Annotated in this window: 14 protein-coding genes and 1 other RNA gene; 13 read left to right on the forward strand and 2 right to left on the reverse strand. The window is 62.6% G+C overall.

Going from position 1 to position 19,109, the window contains the following annotated elements; translation table 11 throughout:
* The first annotated feature begins 48 nt into the window (after window positions 1-48).
* A complete protein-coding gene (nrdR, locus tag PSDT_RS03210; protein WP_006289400.1) occupies window positions 49-525 on the forward strand; it encodes a transcriptional regulator NrdR in 477 nt (158 codons plus the stop codon).
* Window positions 526-673: 148 nt separating this feature from the next.
* Here nrdR and PSDT_RS03215 read toward each other — a convergent pair whose 3' ends face one another.
* Complete coding sequence (locus PSDT_RS03215) at window positions 674-2,977, reverse strand: HelD family protein (protein ID WP_006289399.1); 2,304 nt, start codon at window positions 2,975-2,977, stop codon at window positions 674-676.
* A 421-nt stretch (window positions 2,978-3,398) separates the two neighbouring features.
* On the opposite strand from PSDT_RS03215, the gene mraZ reads away from it, so the two are divergent.
* The 12 genes from mraZ (at window position 3,399) to PSDT_RS03275 (ending at window position 18,535) form a co-directional block, all read left to right on the forward strand.
* Entirely contained in the window at window positions 3,399-3,869 is a 471-nt protein-coding gene (gene mraZ / locus PSDT_RS03220) for a division/cell wall cluster transcriptional repressor MraZ (RefSeq protein ID WP_397224561.1), read from the forward strand.
* Window positions 3,869-4,915 (forward strand): 16S rRNA (cytosine(1402)-N(4))-methyltransferase RsmH, encoded by a 1,047-nt coding sequence (gene rsmH / locus PSDT_RS03225; RefSeq protein ID WP_006289393.1) that lies wholly within the window; start codon window positions 3,869-3,871, stop codon window positions 4,913-4,915. The genes mraZ and rsmH overlap by 1 nt, the downstream gene beginning before the upstream one ends.
* 109 nt (window positions 4,916-5,024) lie before the next feature.
* Window positions 5,025-5,483, forward strand: a complete 459-nt coding sequence (locus tag PSDT_RS03230) for a hypothetical protein (protein WP_006289392.1) — start codon at window positions 5,025-5,027, stop codon at window positions 5,481-5,483.
* Window positions 5,484-5,598: 115 nt separating this feature from the next.
* Entirely contained in the window at window positions 5,599-7,455 is a 1,857-nt protein-coding gene (locus tag PSDT_RS03235) for a peptidoglycan D,D-transpeptidase FtsI family protein (RefSeq protein WP_006290492.1), read from the forward strand.
* A 145-nt stretch (window positions 7,456-7,600) separates the two neighbouring features.
* On the forward strand, window positions 7,601-8,842 hold the full coding sequence (locus tag PSDT_RS03240) for a hypothetical protein (RefSeq protein ID WP_006289389.1): 1,242 nt from the start codon (window positions 7,601-7,603) through the stop codon (window positions 8,840-8,842).
* Between the two features lie 123 nt (window positions 8,843-8,965).
* The gene (locus PSDT_RS03245) at window positions 8,966-10,543 is read left to right on the forward strand and encodes a UDP-N-acetylmuramoyl-tripeptide--D-alanyl-D-alanine ligase (protein ID WP_006289388.1); all 1,578 of its coding nucleotides are present in this window, start codon (window positions 8,966-8,968) and stop codon (window positions 10,541-10,543) included.
* Between the two features lie 4 nt (window positions 10,544-10,547).
* Window positions 10,548-11,669, forward strand: a complete 1,122-nt coding sequence (mraY, locus tag PSDT_RS03250) for a phospho-N-acetylmuramoyl-pentapeptide-transferase (RefSeq protein ID WP_006290491.1) — start codon at window positions 10,548-10,550, stop codon at window positions 11,667-11,669.
* A 133-nt stretch (window positions 11,670-11,802) separates the two neighbouring features.
* Window positions 11,803-13,287: a UDP-N-acetylmuramoyl-L-alanine--D-glutamate ligase gene (murD, locus tag PSDT_RS03255; RefSeq protein WP_223293584.1), complete on the forward strand. Its 1,485-nt coding sequence runs from the start codon at window positions 11,803-11,805 to the stop codon at window positions 13,285-13,287.
* A gap of 10 nt (window positions 13,288-13,297) precedes the next feature.
* Entirely contained in the window at window positions 13,298-14,674 is a 1,377-nt protein-coding gene (locus tag PSDT_RS03260; RefSeq protein WP_006289385.1) for an FtsW/RodA/SpoVE family cell cycle protein, read from the forward strand.
* A gap of 23 nt (window positions 14,675-14,697) precedes the next feature.
* Window positions 14,698-15,879: an undecaprenyldiphospho-muramoylpentapeptide beta-N-acetylglucosaminyltransferase gene (murG, locus tag PSDT_RS03265; RefSeq protein ID WP_006289384.1), complete on the forward strand. Its 1,182-nt coding sequence runs from the start codon at window positions 14,698-14,700 to the stop codon at window positions 15,877-15,879.
* 98 nt (window positions 15,880-15,977) lie between these two features.
* Window positions 15,978-17,564, forward strand: a complete 1,587-nt coding sequence (locus PSDT_RS03270; RefSeq protein ID WP_006289383.1) for a UDP-N-acetylmuramate--L-alanine ligase — start codon at window positions 15,978-15,980, stop codon at window positions 17,562-17,564.
* Window positions 17,564-18,535, forward strand: coding sequence for a cell division protein FtsQ/DivIB (locus tag PSDT_RS03275; protein ID WP_006289382.1), 972 nt, complete (start codon window positions 17,564-17,566; stop codon window positions 18,533-18,535). The genes PSDT_RS03270 and PSDT_RS03275 overlap by 1 nt, the downstream gene beginning before the upstream one ends.
* A 59-nt stretch (window positions 18,536-18,594) precedes the next feature.
* Here PSDT_RS03275 and ssrA read toward each other — a convergent pair.
* Window positions 18,595-18,992: a transfer-messenger RNA gene (gene ssrA / locus PSDT_RS07915) on the reverse strand.
* Window positions 18,993-19,109: the final 117 nt, after the last annotated feature.

Genomic DNA, 19,109 nt, shown 5'->3' on the forward strand with positions numbered 1-19,109 from the left:
GATGGTCCTCGGGCAGTCCTCAGGTAGGCCTCGCGATAGGGTGAACCTATGCATTGCCCCTTTTGTCAGAACCCTCAGACCAAAGTCCTCGATACGCGCGTCGGCGAGGATGGTTACGCCATCCGCCGCCGGCGCGAGTGTCTGAAATGCCATAAGCGTTTCACTACCCAAGAGACCATCGTCCTGTCCATCATCAAGCATTCGGGGGCCACCGAGCCCTTCGACCGCAAGAAGGTGATCTCAGGCGTCAGGCGGGCCTGTCAGGGGAGGAACATCAGCGATGAGGCCCTCAACCGCTTGGGACAGCAGGTGGAAGAGAACCTGAGGGCCCGGGGCCAAGCGGAGATCAGGTCCGAAGAGGTGGGCAAGGCCATCCTTCCCCCTCTAAGGGACCTGGATGTCGTCGCTTATTTGCGTTTCGCCAGCGTTTACCAGCATTTCGATTCCTTGGACGACTACGAGAAGGAAATCGACTCCGTCCGCCGCTACCAAGAGGAAAAGCGCCATGAAGGGGAAGAGCAGTAAATAGGGGAGAGGCCCGATCGTCCCCAAGGTCGAATACCGACGGATCGATCCTCAGCTTGACTTGACTTGGTTTCAGTCTTTATTTGGCTTTGGCTGCGGCCTTAGCTTCGACGTCTGCCTCGTCATCAGTCTCGTCTTGGTTTTCGACTCATGCTTCTGTTTCTGCTTCGGCGAAGTCGATCGATTCCTGGTCGTCTTTGGTCTGGATGATGACCAGCCTTTGGGTCGGCCGGGTGAGGGCCACGTAGAGGTCGGAGGCGGCCACGATTCGGGAGGCCGCGTTCTCCATGATGAGGCCGGGGTTAGCCACGATGACCGCGTCGAATTCCAGTCCCTTGACCTCTTGGGGTCCATAGACCCGGACCTGCGCTTCCCAATCCGGCTGGGAGGTGAGCCGGATGAATTCCTCTTGCCCTAAGGCTTGGCTGGACCGCAAAGCGAGACGCAAGGATTTTTCCACCTGGTCGCGGATCTGAGGGTCGACGATGATGGCCAGGCGGCCGCTGCCGTCTTGCGAAACGAAATCATGGATGGCCTCGATCGCCTGATCGTTGATGGCATCCAGGAAGCCATGCCGGGGGGAGGCGATCCGCCTGACCGAATCGGGGACCTGCCTGGCCGCGCTCACGGTGGAGACATGGAGCCCCTCATCGCTGGCGAAGCGCGAGGAGAGGTCGCAGACCTGGGCCGGGTTGCGGTAATCGATGGTCAACTCGTTCACGGTCCACCTGCCTTGGCCGAAGAGGGGGTTCATGGTCCTCGCCCAAGAGCGGGTGCCGGCCAAGGAGGAAGTCTGGGCCACGTCCCCGACGATGGTGAAAGAGCGGGAAGGGCAGCGGCGGATCAGCATACGCCATTCCATCGGGGTCAGCTCCTGGGCTTCGTCCACGACGATATGGCCATAGGTCCATTCCCGGTCGTTGCCGGCCCGGGAGGCCAGACTGGAATCATCCCCGCCGGACATGCTGTCAAGCAAGTCGCCGGCGTTCACCAGGGAGGGGTCCACCCCGGCGATCCGCATGGATTGGAGGGCGTATTCCTCCTCGCGTTTACGGTCCAGGTCCTTTCCGGCCTGCCGGGCTTGTTCCCGGGGGTCCGGCCCCAAAAGATTCAAGGCCTCGTCCAGCAAGGCCACGTCGGACCGGGTGAAGGGGGCGTCTTTGGACCTGGTCAGCTGGGCGATCTCCTCTTCTTTGAGCCAAGGAGCGAACTGCCGCATCCGATGGGGCTTGGAGAACATGTCGGCCAGCATCCATGAGGCGGACATGGGGAGCCAGGCGGTGTTGAGGGTCTTCTTCAGAGCCGAGCTCAGGCGCAGGGTGGCGCGGGCGTTGTCGAGTTCCTCCTGCTCGGGGATGTAGTCCAGCTGGTCCCGGTAAAGGTTGACCATGAGGCTGAGCATGGAGTTGATGAAGGTCTCCCGGGCCTGGTTATGCGGCTTCCGGGAGCTGCGGGCGTTCCGCTGGGCCTGTTCCAGGTCGCTGCGGCGGACGGGGACCTTGACCCCGTTGATCGGGATGGTCGGCAGGAGACTGGGGATGCGAACCCGGGCGGCGATGGCGTTGCGGATCATGGTCACCATGCGTTTGCTCCCCTTGATGGCGGCCGTGTAAGGGTCGTCTTCGGCCGTCGCCACCAAGCCGGGGATGAGGTCGCCGATGGTGCGGGAGACGACTCCGGTCTCGCCCAAGGAAGGCAGGACCTGATCGATGTAATGGAGGAAGGTGGGGCTGGGTCCGACGACGAGGACCCCGGACCTTTCCAAGGTGCGCCGGTGGGTATAGAGCAGATAGGCGGCCCGGTGAAGGGCGACGGCGGTTTTCCCGGTTCCGGGCCCGCCTTGCACGACGACCGCTTGGTTGAGGTCGGAACGGATGATCTTGTCCTGTTCGGCCTGGATGGTGGCGACGATGTCGGTCATTTTCCCTGTCCGCCGGGAGCTGAGCGAAGCCAGGAGAGCCCCTTCCCCGGTCAGGGTCCCTTGGTGATGGGCTTGGGAGACTTGCTGGGAATGGATGTCCAGCACCTCGTCTTCCAAGGCGGCCACTTGGCGCAGGTTCAGGGTGATGTGGCGGCGCATGGTGGCGTCCCCGTGGTTCTCCGGGGTGGCTTCGTAAAAGGGCCGGGCCGCATCCGCCCTCCAGTCGGTCAGAATGGGCTCATGCCTCTCGTCCGACAGGCCGATCCGGCCGATGTGTCGCTGATTGCCGTGGACGTCGTCAATGCGGCCGAAGACCAGCCGGTCTTCCACCGATCTTAGCTGGATGAGCCGGTCTTCGTACATGACGGCGAAAGAGTCGCGTTCCGACCTTTGGGTGGGGGAGCCGTGGCCACCGCGGGCGCGCACGGAATCAAGCCGTCCCTTGATTTGGGAGCGCAGGTCGTCCAGGCGCTGGTAGGCCCGGTCGACCACTTCCTGTTCCTGCTGGATTTGGTCGGAATAGTCACTCACGGTGATCCCCTCGTCGTTTTCGCTTGCCTTCGCGGCTGTTGTTCCCTCCATCGATGCGCCTCGGCTATGCGCCACAGGCCGCTCGGAAGGGTCGGTAAAAAGAGCGAATAACAGTTTACACGCTTGCCCCCACCGTCTGTCCGGCCTGTCGCGGAAAGCGGAGTTTTCTCCCCAGGAATGATTCCCGACAGGATGAGTCCCGGCCTTTCCTGGCAGAGAGGATTTTTGGTAGTTAATTTTTTAGCAGCCCTCGCCTCTTCCTTGGCGAATTTGATTTTCCGGTTCTTTTCGATTTCTTCCGAAAAAAGTCCATGAATTTTCGACTTAGTGGGGAGTTGTGGAGGAATGTGGGGTAAAGTGGTGATTAATTGGAGGTAGCATGACAAATCCCACGGAGAATAGCGTCTTCGAAGACGCCGGGATGGCCGACGGAGCCGTCTCTTCTCCTTTGCCTGCCCTCCTTCTGGGAACCTACGCCCCCAAGATCGACGCCAAGGGGCGGGTGGCCCTTCCTGCCAAATTCCGCTCCCAGCTGGGGCAGGGCTGCGTTTTGGCTCGGGGACAAGAGCGATGCATCTACCTCCTTCCTTTCGGCGAATTCCGCCGCATCGCCGCACAGATCCAGCGGACCAGCCTGAGCAACAAGGCCGCCCGTAATTACCTGCGCGTCTTCCTGTCCGGGGCGGTGGATCAGGAGCCCGACAAGCAGGGCCGGGTGATCCTCCCCTCCATCCTGCGCGATTACGCCCATATAGATAAGGACATCGTGATCATCGGAGTGGGGACCCGGGCCGAGATCTGGAATAAGGCCGATTGGGACGCTTACCTGGCCGAGCAAGAGGACGGATACAGCGACATCGCCGACGACGTCCTGCCGGAGGTGAGCTTCTGATGACCGACCTCGCTTCCATCCACACCCCCGTGCTTTTGGACGACTGCGTCCGTCTGATCACCGACGGTCGCCAAGCCCCCCTGATCGTGGATTGCACCTTGGGCCTGGCCGGGCATGCCAGCGCCTTCCTCCAGGCCGATCCCCAGGCCCGGCTGATCGGCATCGACCGCGACCAGGAGGCTTTGACCCTGGCGACCGAGCGGATGCGCGACCTGGGCCTGTCCGACCGGTTCACCCCGGTCCACGCCGCCTTCGACAGCTTTTCCCAAGTCTTGGATGAGCAGGGAATCAAGACGGTGGACGCGGTCTTCATGGACTTGGGCCTGTCCAGCCTGCAGATCGACGAGAACGACCGGGGTTTCTCCTACAGTCATGACGCTCCTTTGGACATGAGGATGGATCCCGGTCAAAGCCTGACCGCCCGCGACGTCCTGCTTACTTACGGCAGGCAGGACCTGGCCCGGATCTTCCGCGAATACGGGCAGGAGCGTTTCGCCGGCCCCATCGCCTCCCGCTTGGTCAAGGCCAGGGAAGAGGGGGAGACCCCGCGCAGCACGGGGCAATTGGTGGCCTTGGTGGACCAGGTGATTCCCCGGGCCCACCGCGCTCCCGGCAATCCGGCCAAGAGGGTTTTCCAAGCTTTGAGGATCGAAGTCAACGGGGAGTTGGACAAACTGCGGATGACCCTGCCTCAGGCGGCCTGCCGCCTGAACCTGGGCGGCTGTCTGGTGGTGGAGTCCTATCACTCTTTGGAGGACAGGATCACCAAGACCTTCATGGCCTCCGGCATCCATGCCGACGTCCCCGCCGGCCTGCCCGTCATCCCTCAGGAAGCCCAGCCTTTTTTCGCCGACCTGACCCGGGGGGCGGTCAAGGCGGGCCAAGCCGAAGCGGCCCATAATTCCCGGTCCACTTCGGTCAGGCTGAGGGCGGTGGAGCTGATCCGCCCCATCCCTGAAGTCAGGAAGGCCGAAATGATGCGGTCGGCGATGAAGTCCGTGCGAACGGGAGAGGGGCCCCGGCGACGGGGTCGACCGAAGGGCTAAGAGGCCGGAAGCTACAAGGCTGAAGCCGCGGAGGCTGAAAGCAATAAAAGCCGCGAAAAACAAAAAGTCAATACCACCACAAGAATCACCACAAGAATGAGGAGTCACCATGGCAGCACAGGCAGCTCAAGTCCGCACAACCCGGCAGCGCATGTCCGAACGGAGCATCCGCAAGGGGTCCGCCGGCGCCCGTCCCAGCGGCATCACCCGGCCTGGCCTCTCCGTCATCTCCCGGACCGACCAGCGGATCGACTCCGCTTCGCGGACTTCCGGATCCGCGGCCCAGGCCAAGCGGAGCCTGCGGGGCCGGATGGTCCTGTGGATGGCTGTCGTCCTGGTCGTCGTCCTCAGCTTCCTGGGAGTCCTGGTGGTCAGGGTGAAAATGGCCGAAGACGCCTTCGCCATCTCGGAGACCCAGCAGAACATCTCCGTGCTCACCCAGGATGTGGAGCAGGAGCAGGCCAAACTGGACAAACTCCAGGCTTCCTTGCCGCAGAAGGCCCAGAAGCTGGGGATGACCCCTTCGTCCGACTCCTTGACGGTCGATATGGCCGGAACCGGTCAGTGAACCAAGCCTTTCGTTATACTGGAAGGGCGGACCACCATCGCACGGTCCCGTCATGCAACGAACATCGGGGACACCCTAAAGGAACACGGACGAGAGCAAAGAGCGCCAAGCCATCATGAGCAAGAAAAAACAGCCATCACCATTCTCGCGGAAACTATCCCGCTTCTGGGAGACCCTGTCCGCAGATAGCCAGGATGCGGCTTACAGCCGGACCTTTCGCAGGCGGACTGTGGTTTTCGGCCTGGCCATCGTCGTCCTCATCGTCGCCCTCATCATCCGTTTGACCTTCGTCCAGTTGGTCGAAGGACCGGCCATCGCCCAAGACGCCATCCAGATGCGTACGGTGGATTACACCGTCCAGGCCCTGCGAGGGACCATCACGGATGTGAACGGGGTGGTCATGGCTCAAAGTCAGCAAAGGTACACCATCTACGCCGACCAGAACGGCGCCCGCAACTTCCAGCCGAAAAAATGCACCGGGGACAACAAGGCTATCTGCCATTCCCTCGACGGCAAGCCCGTGCCTGGGTCCGGTCCCGGCGCCGTGGCCAAGATGCTGGCCCCGGTCCTCAAAATGAACGTCATGGAGCTGGGGGCCAAGCTGGCCGGGGTCAACTCCTACATCGTCCTGAAGAAGAACGTGACCCCGGCGACCAAACGAGCGGTCGACAACCTCCACCTGTCCGGGGTCATAGGGTCCGAACTGACCGTCACCCGTTCCTATCCCAGCGGGGCGACCGCCGGGGCCATCATCGGCGGGGTCAACAACGACGACGTGGGCGTGGCCGGGGTCGAGAAGATGTCGCAGGATTCCCTCAAAGGGGAGAACGGCAAGCAGGTCTACCAGAGGGGGGAAAGCGGGGAGAAGATCCCCGGGACCGAATCGGTCACCAAACCGGCTAAAAACGGGGGCAAAGTCCGTCTGACCATCGACCGCGACGTCCAATGGTTCGTGGAGAAGTCCTTGCAGGACCAGGAGAATAAGATTCACGCCCAATGGGGGATCGTCGTCGTGCAGGAAGTCAAGACCGGCCGTATCCTGGCCGTCGCCGACACCAACCAGTATTCCGCTGGCGGCCCGGACGCCATCCTCAAAGGGTCCCTGTCCATGACGGCCACCTTCGAACCGGGGTCGGTCGGCAAGCTCATCACCTCTTCCGGCCTGATCCAAGAGGGCTTTGCCAAAGGATCCAGCCGTTACACCGTCCCCTACAGCTTCGTCTACCAGGGGCAGACCTACCACGACGCCGTCTACCATCCTGTGGAAAGGCTGACCCTGGCCGGTATCATCAACGAATCCTCCAACGTGGGCATGGTCAAATCAGCCGAGAAGTACCCGGTCAACCTGCGCTACGAATACCTGAAGAAATTCGGCATAGGGGAGCCGACTGGAATCGACTTCCCCGGAATCTCCTCCGGCGTCCTGTCTCCCGCCTCCTCCTGGGACGACCGCACCCGTCAGACCATCCTCTTCGGGCAGGGATACACCGTCAACGCCTTGCAGCTGACCAACATCGTGGCCACCATCGCCAACGGGGGAGTGCGTATGGGGCAGAGCCTGGTCGCTTCCTCCACCGATCAGGAAGGCAGGGACACGACCCCCCAGCCTCATGCCCCCACCCGGGTAATCTCCAAATCCACCTCGGAGGACATGATGGACATGATGGAATCCGTCATGGACGAGGAATACGCCAACGTCTTCAAAGTCAACGGCTACCGTCTGGCGGGCAAGACCGGAACGGCGGAAGTCGTGGGTTCCAAAGGAGGCCTGACCCAGATCGTGGGCGACTCCTCGGTGGTCATCCCGGCCGACGACCCCCGTTTCGTCATCACCGTGGCCTTCATGGATTCCTCCCAGCACGGCGGTTACGCCACCTCTCCGGTGACCAATCCTATTGGTGAATTCCTTATGCAGAAGTACAAGGTTCCCCAGTCCACCCCCCGCAAGAATGCTATAAGTACTACATGGTGATGCGGGGTTGTGCGGCATATGCGGCATATGGTTCAGGGGCGGCCCCGGCGGCAGGGCAAGGAAACGCGAATGAGGAAATCGAGGAAAGCCGCGTCGGCGGCAAGCGAAGACGGATCGGATTTCCGGCGGAATTCAGGAGGTGGCTATGAGCTTCTTGGCTGAGGCGACTTCGGTGCACTACCGGGTGGAAGACCTGGTTCTCCGGTTCGGGGCCAAAGCTTTCTTCCCCTATGGGCAGGATGTGACCATCACTTTTCTGACGGACGATATAGACGCCGTTTGCCCGGGAGCCCTCTACCTAGGGTGGGGGGACTCCTCCAGCCGGCAGGAGGACCTTTACCGCCAGATCCGCCAAGCCCAGGACAAGGGGGCGTACAGCATCCTCTTCCCTTCGGTTCTCTCCCATCTGGCGACCAAGGACGAGCTGGCGGCCGTGGCCAGCGTCCCCATTCTTTTCGGCGACCTCAACCAGCATGACTTGGGCCATTTAGCCTTCATCATGGCCGGGCAGCCGACCGATTCCCTGGCGACTTTCGGCCTGACCGGCCCCCAGGCGACCTATGCGTCCGATTACCTGGCCCAGCTCTTGCATCTTCTGGGCAATCCCATCGGGGTGATCGATTCCCGCAAGTCCTTCTCTTTGGAAAGGGAGTTGGATTGTTCCTATCCCTTGGGGCCCATCGATACGCAGATGATCCTCTCCCAGATGTTGGAGGACGGGGTCAATACGGTCATCCTGACCATGGACGAGGAGACCTTCGCCCCGGGCGCCCTGAGCCAGGTGAGCCTGGACGTCTGCGGCCGCACCCAGTCGGTGGACCTGGACCAGATCCCCGATACGGCCAAGGTCACCCGGTCGGGGCAGATGGACGGCGTCCGGCTTTCCGACGAATCAGCTGATGGTGCGGCCTCGGATGGGGAAGGGTCGGGCAAGGTCGGCTCCGGCCAGGGTTCCGGCTCGAAGACTGGGTCGGATTCCGGGATCGGCTCAGGCAAGCCGGACAGGGACAAGGCCACCAGCCGGTCCTGGTCCCGCTGGAGGTCCTCCTCCCGTAAGGCGATCATCCATGAAGCCCAGGAGGGCCTGCGCCCCCAGCTGCGGCGGGCGGTCAAGGATTTCGGGGCCGTCATCGATGACGACGCCCATTGCGTGATCCCCACCTTGGTTTCCCGGGACATCGCCTCCACGGTCGTCGAGACCCCCTTGGACCATCCCGACGAACTCTATCTGGCCGTTGCCATGGCCATGAGCGTGGGGGTGCGCAAGAACAACGTCCGGTCCGCCCTCCTGCTGGCACAAGAGATAGCCAAGCGGCAGGCGGCCGGTCCCCATCGGTCCGAAACCGATCGGGAAGGCCGTCCTCCGCATGTCGCCAGGAGCCGGTGACATGAGCGAAGACAGAGACTCGAGGGTGACCCGCAAGGCGGGAATCCCAGCCGGACCGGTCGGGTCCATCATCAGAACCTGCCGGCTTGGAACATCCCGCAGATCCCTAAGAAAGGTGAATCCATGATTTCCATGACCCTGGCCGAGACCGCTCAGGCCATGTCAGGCAAGCTCCTCGTTTTCGAGTCCGCTTCCGCTTCCATCGATAGTCAGGCCCAGGTCGATTCCGCCGTGACCGATTCCCGGCAGGTCCGCCCTGGCTCCCTCTTCGTGGCCATCAAAGGGGAACGCGTGGACGGGCATGCCTATCTGGAGCAGGCGGCCGCTGCGGGGGCCGTCGCCGCCGTGGTCGATCATGAAGTCGCCGGGGCCTCCTTGCCTCAGATTCTGGTGGAGGACACGGTCCGCGCTTTGGGCTTTCTGGCCCGTCATAACATCGAAAAACGCCGGAGCCTGGCCGGCCAGGCTAGGACCCCCTTCACCATCGTCGGCATCACCGGTTCGGTGGGCAAGACCACGACCAAAGACCTGATCCGCGCCTTGCTGTCCCCCTTGGGGCCGACGATCGCCCCCCAGGGTTCCTTCAACAACGAGATCGGCCTGCCCCTCACCGCCTTGCAGGTGGGGGAGGAGACCCGTTTCCTGGTGGCGGAGATGGGGGCTTCAGCCGTTGGGGAAATCGCATACTTGACCACCATCGCCCGGCCGGACCTAGCCGTCGAGCTGAAGGTGGGGGTGGCCCATCTGGGTGGATTCGGTTCCGTGGAGAACATCCGCCAGGCCAAGAGCGAGCTGGTGAGGGCCTTGCCCCCCTCCGGCCTGGCCATCCTCAACGAGAACGACGAGAACATCCGCCTGATGCCGGAGATGACCGGGGTCAGGAACCTCCTTTGGTTCGGTCTGCACGAGGACCGCCCCGATGAGGACCGCTCTGATGAGAGCGAGACCGCTTATCCCTCGGTCCCCTCCGCCATGTCCGCCGCCGAGATCTACGGCGACCAGGTGCAGGTGGATGACCAGGACCGCCCGTCCTTCACCGTCCATTTCCCTGACGGGACTGGCTGCCCCATGAGCCTGGCTTTGCCGGGGCGGCACAACGTCATGAACGCCTTGGCCGCCATCTGCGTGGCCTACGCCATGGACCTGCCCACCGAGGCCATCGCAGGTATCCTGGCCCATCAAGGGGCCCAGAGCCCCCATCGCATGGACATCAGGCAGGTGCCCTTCCGTCCGGATTCCGACCTGGCCTTCACCCTCATCGATGACTCCTTCAACGCTAACCCCGATTCCATGAAGGCGGGCTTGGACGGCTTGGCCGCCTGGCATGCTGAAAGCCGGACCCGGGACGAGCGCCCCTACCGGGTGGCCGTACTGGGCTCCATGCTGGAGTTGGGCCCCAACGAGAAGGAGCTCCATCAGCGGATGGGGGCCTACGCCCTTTCCGTCGCCGACATGGTGATCGCCGTCGGCAGCGAGGAGGAGCCCCATCTGGACGAGCTGGCCCATGACTTCGTTCTCGGAGCCGACCATGACCAAAAAGAGGCCGGGTCCATCCACTGGGTCCATTCGGCCGAGCAGGCGGCCGACCTGGTCAGGGGTTTGGAAGGGGAGCATAGGCAGACTGTAGTATTGTTGAAAGGGTCCCACGCGTCCGGTTTGCAAGGGCTAGCGGATTACTGGCTGGGACAGGCACGGAAGTAGCGTCATGATTGCTCTCATTATTGGTTTGGTCGTTTCCCTGGTGGTGATCTTCGTCGGGACCCCCATCATGATCCGGGTGGTGGAGAAGTTTCATTACGGGCAGTACATCCGACAGGACGGGCCCCAGTCCCACTTGGTCAAAAGGGGGACCCCGACCATGGGCGGGGTCGTCATCAACCTGGCCATCCTCCTGGGTTGGCTGGCCTCGGCCCTTTACCGGGTGATCGCCTTCCACGCCCGCATCTCCGTGCCCGCTTTGCTGGTCCTGTTCACCATGGTCTCCATGGGCCTGCTCGGTTTCATCGACGATTTCGCCAAAGTGTCCAAAAAACAGAACGAAGGCCTGAGCATCCACGGCAAGTTCATCGGCCAGATCATCTTCGCCACCATCTACGCCGTCCTTTCCCTGGTCGCCACTTCGGCCGGAGGGCCGGCCGCCCATCCGGGCATCTCCTTCGACGAGAACTTCATCATCGATTTCCAAGGGCTGGGCTTCATCATCTCGACCGTTCTTTACGTGATTTGGGTCAACCTGCTCATGTCCGCCTGGACCAACGCCTTCAACCTGACCGACGGCTTGGATGGCCTGTGCGCCGGGAATTCCATGATCGCCTTCCTGGGCTATGGCCTCATCGCTTTCTGGCAGTCCTACCATAGCGTGGGCCATCCTCACCATCCGGGGCCTTTCGGCTTCGAACAAGGGATGACCTACACGGTGGCCGACCCCCAAGACCTGACCATCATCGCCGCCTGCGCCATCGCCGCCTGTTTCGGCTTCCTCTGGTACAACACGAATCCGGCCGAGATCTTCATGGGGGACACGGGCTCCCTGGCCTTGGGCGGTCTCTTCGCCGCCCTGTCCGTGGCCACCCACACCGAAGTTCTGGCCGTCATCATCGGGGGCCTGTTCGTGGTGGAGACCTTGTCGGACGTCATCCAAATCGGGGCCTTCAAACTGCGGCATAAGCGGGTCTTCAAAATGGCCCCCATCCATCATCATTTCGAACTGGAAGGTTGGCCGGAGACCAAGGTCGTCGTCCGCTTCTGGATGGTGGAGATGATCTTCGTCCTTCTAGGGCTCATCATCTTCTACGGCAGCTGGGTGGTACGTTCCGGTTTGGTCTGATGTGGCCGGGTCCGAGACCGGATGGTTCAGGGAAGACGTATAGATCAAGAACATAAGATATCAAGAAACATTCAAAGAAGGCATCGTGAATTCTCAAATCATCGCTCAGACCGAAGCGGAAGGCAAGACCATCATGGTGGCCGGTTTGGGAGTGGGAGGGGCCAGCGTGGCCCGGATCCTGCGCGACCGCCAGGCTTTGGTGGTGACGGTGGATGACAGGAAGCCGGCTGATTACCGCTTCGATCAAGTCCTGACCGATGATTTCGACTGGTCGCCTTTCGGCTGCCTGATCACCTCCCCGGGTTTCTCCCCCCACAGCCCCTTCCTGACCAAAGCCGCGGCCCAGGGGCTGCCCATCCTGTCCGAAGTGGAATTCGCCTGGCAGACCCGGGCCATCAATCCTCAGACCGGCCAGCCCGCTGTCTGGGTGGGGATCACCGGCACCAATGGCAAGACCTCCACCACCGAGATGACTTCGGAGATCCTTCAAGCCGCCGGTTACCAGGCCCCGGCCGTGGGCAACATCGGGGTCCCCGTCTCCCAAGCGGCCCAAGACCCGAGCAACCGATACCTGGTGGTCGAGCTGAGCTCCTTCCAACTGCATTACACGGATGACCTCGCCTTGGCGGGGGCGGCCATCACCAACCTGGCCGACGACCATCTGGACTGGCATGGGGGTTTCGAGAATTACGCGGCCGACAAGGCCAAGGTCTACTCCGGGGTCTCGCAGGTCCTGGTCTATAACGCCGACGACCCCCGGGTCAGCGCGAAGGCCCGGGAAGCCAGGCCCGCCCCCGGCTGCCGCAGGGTCGGCTTCAGCCTGGAGGCGCCCCAACCCGGGACCATCGGCATCGACCAGGGCTGGATCGTCAACCTCAGCCCGGTCGGTCCCCAAGGCAGGCTGGCCCCGGTGACAGACTTCCCTCACCTGTGCGAACCGGATGGGACGGTCTACCCCCATCTTCTGGCCGACGCCCTGACCGCCCTGGCCCTGGCCCTCGGGCTGGGGGTCGATTGTCAGGTCGCCGTGAAGGCCTTGTCTTCCTTCGCTCCGGGAGGCCATCGGATCCAGAAGGTGGCTTCCTACCAGGATCCCTCCAACGGGAAGATCATCCGCTTCGTTGACGATTCCAAGGCGACCAACGCCCATGCGGCCGCGGCCTCCTTGAGTTCTTTCCCCCGCAAATCCGTGGTCTGGATCGCAGGCGGTCTGGCGAAAGGAGCCGAATTCTCCTCCCTGGTCTCCCGGCAGCGAGAGGTCATCAAGGCCGCGGTCGTCATCGGCCAAGACCAGTCCCTGATGGAAGAAGCCTTGGAAACCCAGGCCCCTGACATTCCTTACACCCTCATCGACCCAGCCGACAAGGGGACCGTCATGGCCAGGGCCATCCAGGCGGCGACCGCTTACGTTCACGGAGGCGATGTGATCCTCCTGGCCCCGGCCTGCGCCTCCATGGACCAGTTCGTCTCTTACGCCGACCGGGGCGACCAGTTCGCCGCCCAAGCCCGCTCCTGGATCCAGGCTCAGGGCCTGGCCGATCAGGAGGCCGCTTCAGCCGCAACGGAAACTCCACCCGCACCCGCCGTTTCTGATTCGGAAGACCACCCACAAGCGTAGAGGAGGAGGGATGGCTCGATACGCCAAAAAGACAGGGAACGACCCCCAGTTGAAAGGCCTGGACAAGGCCGTGGCCATGGTCACCCGGGGCTCTCGGATCGAGGATTCCGGCTCTTCCTCGCGGGGCTCCCGCCCGGGCTCGGCCTCGGCTTTCGCCCGCCGGGCGTCATCCGGCCCGACGGCCGCCCTGCCTGAAGACAACCAGGTCTACTCGGGTTGGCGGTCGGTCTTCAATCCGGTCTATTGCTTCTATGGCATGATCGCCTGCGTGGGGATTCTCACCGTCTTCGGCATCATCATGGTTTTCTCCTCTTCCTCCGTGAACCTGATTTCCGGGGGCTTTTCCCCCTGGCGGGACGCCTCCCGCCAGCTGGTCTTCGCCTTGGGCGGCCTCCTGGTTGGCGGGGTGCTCATCCTTTTCGCCAATCGTTTCGCCGGGCTCTTGAGGATCCTCAGCGTCCTCGCCTTGCTGGGCTCCTGGGGCCTGCAAGCCTTGACCATGACCAGTCTGGGCCGCAGCGTCAACGGAAACACCGGATGGCTGGTCCTCGGCCCCGTCCAGTTCCAGCCTGCGGAAGTGATGAAACTGGCCCTCTGCCTGTGGATGCCCTTCTCCGTCACCCAAGCCTCCGCCCGGGCGGCCAAGGTGAAGGGGACCTGGGACAAGCTCCTCAAGTACGCTCCGCCTTTCTTCTCCTTCCTTATATCCTTCGCCCTCATCATGTTCGGCAAGGACCTGGGGACCGCCATGATCATCGCCTTGATCTGCCTGACCGCCCTCTACGTGGGCGGTTTCCCTTTGGGGCCTCTGGCCACCCTGACCGGCCTGGGGGCCTTCGCCGTCGGCTACTTCATGGTCTTCGGGTCCGCCAACCGCCGAGACCGTTTTTCCGCCACCTACAGCGGTTGCACCGGAGGGCCCAACCAGTTCGGCTGTTTCCAGATCGTCCACGGCAAATACGCCTTGGCCTCGGGCGGCCTTCTGGGCAAAGGCCTGGGTGGGTCCTTGGAGAAATGGAACTACCTGCCCGAAGCCAAGAACGACTTCATCTTCGCCGTCATCGGCGAGGAGATGGGATATATCGGGGCCTTGGGGATCATCCTCCTATTCATCATCCTGGCATGGTGCATGATCAATATCGCCTTGCGCACCCGCGACTGCTTCTCCCAGACCGTCATCCTCTGCGTGGCCTCCTGGATCAGCTTCCAGGCCATCATCAACATCGGCGTGGTCACCTCCCTCTTGCCCGTCATCGGTCTTCCCTTGCCTTTCATTTCTTCCGGCGGCAGCGCCTTGGTCGTCACTTTGACCGCCATGGGCGTGGTCATTGGCCTGTCCCGGCGTCAGGACGAAATCAAGGCCGCCACCAGCCGTATCCGTTCATAGGCGCGTCGCGGTATGCTCAAGCTATGGGAACAACGGAACAGCCTTATCACATCGTTCTAGCCGGTGGCGGGACTGCCGGTCATGTCAATCCTCTGCTCAGCATCGCCACGGCTTTGAAGGATTTGGACCCGCAGGTCCGGCTGAGCGTCATCGGGACCCCGATCGGCCTGGAGGCCCGTCTGGTCCCGGCAGCCGGCTTGGAGATCGATTACATTGACAAGGTTCCCTTCCCCCGCAGGCCGAATAAGGCGGCCTTGGCCTTTCCCCGTCGGTGGGCCCAAGAGCGGGCCAAAGTGAGGAAAATCATGGAGGAAAGGCGTCCCGACTTGGTGGTCGGCGTCGGTGGGTACGCGGCGGCGCCGGCTTATTCCGTCGCTCATTCCTTGAAGATCCCTTTGGTCATCCACGAGCAGAACGCCCGGGCGGGCATGGCCAACCGGCTGGGAGTCCGGTGGGCCGACTTCGTGGGCACGGTTTATGACGATACCGGAATCCGTCCTGGCAAAAAGACCAGGGTCCAAAAGGTGGGCCTTCCTTTGCGGGCGGTGATTTCCGACATGGCCTCGCGCCTGGAATCCGACCCGGAAGGGACCCGGTCCCAGGCTCGGCGGGAGCTGGGTCTGCGTGAGGACAAGCCCCTGATCCTGGTGACGGGGGGATCCCTGGGGGCGCTCAGCATCAATGAAGCCGTTTCCGGCGCCGCGGCTGACCTGGTCGCCTGCGCCCAAGTCCTCCATTTGACCGGGAGAGGCAAGCTGGACCAGGTGGAGAAGACAGTGGCCTCCCTGGTGGGCGGCGACGGTTCGTCGGCCAAAGATTATCGGGCCATCGATTATTGGGAACGGATGGACCTGGCTTTCGCCGCGGCCGACCTGATCATCTGCCGGTCCGGGGCCGGGACCGTCGCCGAGGTCTCCGCCTTGGGCCGACCTGCCATTTACGTCCCCCTGCCGATCGGCAACGGGGAACAGAGGCTGAACGCCGAGCCCCTGGTCCGTTCGGGCGGGGGGATCATGGTCGCGGATGCGGCCTTCACTTCCGACTGGGTGCGTTCCCACGTGCCGGCTTTGGTGTCCGATAAGGACCGGCTGGGGGCCATGGCCCGAGCCGCCTGGAATTATGGGGTCCGGGATGCGGCGACTGTAATGGCTCGGCGGATATTGGACCTCGCCGCCTCTCACGCCGCCTCCGATCGGTTACAATAGGCCACAGGAATCAGATGGGTCGGCCGAAGCCTCCAGCCTCCGGCGGCCTCCAAGGACATTTCGTCATGGCCTTGGCCATGGGAAAGAATGACTGACATATGGAAAACGAGACCTCACAAGGAACGGGGACGATTCTCTTGGACCCCACCAAGCAGGCGGTGGATTACGACCATTTCCCCCTGGAACGGCTGGGCCGCACCCACTTCATCGGCATCGGGGGAGCCGGGATGAGCGTCTTGGCGGAGATGCTTCTGGAAAAGGGGATTCCGGTCTCCGGGTCCGACAGGGAATCCAATTCCAAGACGGAACGGTTGGAAGCCTTGGGGGCCACCATCTACCTGGGGCAGAAGGCTCAGAACGTTGCTCAGGCGGATACGGTCGTCTGGTCATCGGCCATCAAGCCTGACAACCCGGAAATCGTGGCCGCCCACGCCCAAGGGGCCCTCCTGATGCATCGGTCCGATCTCCTGGCCCTTCTCATGGCTCATTCCCGGGCGGTGACGGTGGCCGGCGCCCATGGGAAGACCACCACGTCGGCCATGGCCGCGCAGATCCTGGTCTCCGCCGGATCCGGACAGCTGGCCGACCCTTCTTTCGCCATCGGAGGCTCCATCCGCACTTCAGAAGGAACCGCCGACGGCGGTCATGCGGGCAAAGGGGCCGTCCTTGTGGCCGAAGCCGACGAATCCGATGGGAGTTTCGAGAAATACCGGCCTTTCATCGCCATCATCACCAACGTGGAACCGGACCATCTGGATCATTACGGTTCGGCCCAGGCCTTCCATCAGGCTTTCCTGGAGCACGCCGGTCACGCCAGCGGCCATGTGGTCCTGTGTGGGGACGATCCGGGGGCCTTGGACCTTTTGAAGGCCTTGTCCCCCGAGCAGGCGGCCACGGCTGTGGTCTACTCCACCCAGCCCGACCTGCCTTTGGGCGGCAGCCCCGCCTCCTTCGTCTACATCGGGGGAGAGAAGGAAGCGGCCTCCGACCAGGAGGTGGATCCGCAGGTCGCCGAAAGTTTCAGCTTGGTGCTTCCCCCTGGCCTGATGGCTCAGTCCCTGTCGGCCGAGGTCCGCGATTCCAGCTCCGGAAAGTTCAGGGTGAACCTGAGGGTCCCGGGCATCCATAACGCCCGCAACGCCGCGGCGGCCATCATCGCCGCCGTCTTGCTGGGGGTCTCCCCCCAGAAGGCCTGCCAGGCGGCTTTCGACTTCTACGGCGCGAAGCGGCGTTTCGAAAAGAGGGGAGAGGTCAACGGGGTGACGGTGGTGGACGATTACGCCCATCATCCCACCGAGATCTCCGCCCTCCTGCAGGCCGCCCACCGCCGCTACCCCCAGGCGGCCACCCGCGTGGTCTTCCAGCCTCATCTTTACTCCCGGACCCACTTCTTCGCCCGGGAATTCGCCCAGGCTTTGAGCCTGGCCGATGACGTGATCGTGACAGGGATCTTCCCCGCCCGCGAGAAACAGGAGGATTGGCCGCAGGTAGGCCCGGACATAGTCGTCTCCCTGATCGACCAGGAGGGCGGCCGGGTCAAGGCCCGTTCCGTGGAGGACATGGATGAGGCCGGCCGCCTCATCGCCGCGGACGCCCAGCCCGGTGACCTGATCCTGACCGTGGGGGCCGGATCCATCACCCAGGTGGCCGATACCATCCTGGACGCTTTGAAGGACCAGGCCTGATGCCTCGCCGCCTGACCTCCCATCCTGCCCCTGCTTCATCGGACCGGTCGGCCCAGTCCGGACGTTCCCGCCGGCCCGATGAGCCCCGCAGGTCCGACGGTTTCGCCGACCCCCGCCGGCTGCGGTCCGACGCTTCCCTGTCCGACCGGCTGGACCAGCCCGAGGCCGGAGGGACGGGCATGGCGGTCAGACCCAAGGTCATCTCTTTCTCCGAAAGGCAGGAAGAGCGCAAAAAAGCTGGTCGCCGGCACCTGATCAAACGCGTTTTGGTCCTCGTCCTGATCCTGGCCTTGGTCTTCGCCTTGGTTTGGGGGCTTTTCTTCTCCTCCCTCCTGTCTATGCGGGTGGGGGACGTGACCATCGAAGGGACCAACGCCTGGGTGACGAAGGATATGATCGCCTCCGTGGTCAAAGAGCAGGAAGGCAAGTCGATCCTGTTGGTGGATGCCAACCGGATGAGCAAGGAAGTGGCTGCCATCCCCGGGGCCAGCGGCATCGACCTGCGTCGGCGCCCCCTTCACGGGTTGACCATCACCGTCAAAGCGCAGAAGCCGACGGCCATTCTCAAAGACCCCTCCAACCAGATGAGGCCGGTGGACGCCCAAGGCCGGATGATGACGGCCGACAAGGCCTCGGTCCAGGGGATCCCGGTCATCTCGGTGACGAATTTCGACCTGGCCTTGCGCACCAACGCCGTCAAAGAGGCCATCAAAGTCCTGGCGGGTCTGCCCGAATCCCTGCGGTCCCAGATAGCCTCGACCACGGCCAAGACCCAGGATTCGGTCACGACCACCTTGACCAACGGCTATATCGTGATCTGGGGCAACTCCTCCCAAATCGCCTTCAAAACGGCCGTCGTGCAAAGGACTTTGCAGACCCTGCGGACCACGGACGGGAACACCTACCGGGTCATCGACGCTTCGGCCCCGGACAATCCCATAGTCCGGCAGTCCTTGGAAACCAAAAAATAAAACCGGGAAATGAAAAAGGCTGGAACCCTAGTGTTTTCCTGGGTTCCAGCCTTGTAAAATGGTGGAGCCGCGGGGAATCGAACCCCGGTCCGGTAACCGTACCCGCTGTCTTCTACGTGCGTAGTTTGCTGGCCGTTTGGCTATCTGTCTGCCCCCGCGCTGACGCAAACCACGCGCGGCAGGCATAGACGCAATGAAAGTCCCTGAAACGCCTTGAGTCTCAACGCTTCAGGCAAGTCTTCTCATAACGCTCAGCATCCCTCCGAAGACGAGGGGGAGTGAACGGAGTCGCGAACTCGCTGGTTAGATCCTAGCGCGAAGCTTAGGCAGCAAGGGCGAACTCAGTGCGATTGGATTTAGCACTTGATTTTTGCAGGAGGACATTAACGAGCGGACCCCTGCGTTCTCGGCACGCTTCCCAGTGACGAACAGATCACCGTCGAAACCGATCGACCCCATATTGATTTGTCTGACTTCATACGCACGGGAAAGGTTGGGCCCTCCCGGCGCCTGCCTTTAAAGACAACTCAACCAGCCTAAATCATATTCCGACCGAATGCAAATCGGCTGGGGG

It is taken from the genome of Parascardovia denticolens DSM 10105 = JCM 12538, from assembly GCF_001042675.1.
Classification (GTDB): Bacteria; Actinomycetota; Actinomycetes; order Actinomycetales; family Bifidobacteriaceae; genus Scardovia; species Scardovia denticolens.

Excerpts from the sequence above, each read along its gene's own strand:
- murG (WP_006289384.1), top strand. The coding sequence starts at position 14,698 with ATGGGAACAACGGAACAGCCTTATCACATCGTTCTAGCCGGTGGCGGG.
- PSDT_RS03275 (WP_006289382.1), top strand. The coding sequence starts at position 17,564 with ATGCCTCGCCGCCTGACCTCCCATCCTGCCCCTGCTTCATCGGACCGG.
- PSDT_RS03260 (WP_006289385.1), top strand. The coding sequence starts at position 13,298 with ATGGCTCGATACGCCAAAAAGACAGGGAACGACCCCCAGTTGAAAGGC.
- PSDT_RS03230 (WP_006289392.1), top strand. The coding sequence starts at position 5,025 with ATGGCAGCACAGGCAGCTCAAGTCCGCACAACCCGGCAGCGCATGTCC.
- murD (WP_223293584.1), top strand. The coding sequence starts at position 11,803 with ATGGTGGCCGGTTTGGGAGTGGGAGGGGCCAGCGTGGCCCGGATCCTG.
- mraY (WP_006290491.1), top strand. The coding sequence starts at position 10,548 with ATGATTGCTCTCATTATTGGTTTGGTCGTTTCCCTGGTGGTGATCTTC.
- mraZ (WP_397224561.1), top strand. The coding sequence starts at position 3,399 with ATGGCCGACGGAGCCGTCTCTTCTCCTTTGCCTGCCCTCCTTCTGGGA.
- PSDT_RS03235 (WP_006290492.1), top strand. The coding sequence starts at position 5,599 with ATGAGCAAGAAAAAACAGCCATCACCATTCTCGCGGAAACTATCCCGC.
- PSDT_RS03270 (WP_006289383.1), top strand. The coding sequence starts at position 15,978 with ATGGAAAACGAGACCTCACAAGGAACGGGGACGATTCTCTTGGACCCC.
- PSDT_RS03240 (WP_006289389.1), top strand. The coding sequence starts at position 7,601 with ATGAGCTTCTTGGCTGAGGCGACTTCGGTGCACTACCGGGTGGAAGAC.
- PSDT_RS03245 (WP_006289388.1), top strand. The coding sequence starts at position 8,966 with ATGATTTCCATGACCCTGGCCGAGACCGCTCAGGCCATGTCAGGCAAG.
- nrdR (WP_006289400.1), top strand. The coding sequence starts at position 49 with ATGCATTGCCCCTTTTGTCAGAACCCTCAGACCAAAGTCCTCGATACG.
- rsmH (WP_006289393.1), top strand. The coding sequence starts at position 3,869 with ATGACCGACCTCGCTTCCATCCACACCCCCGTGCTTTTGGACGACTGC.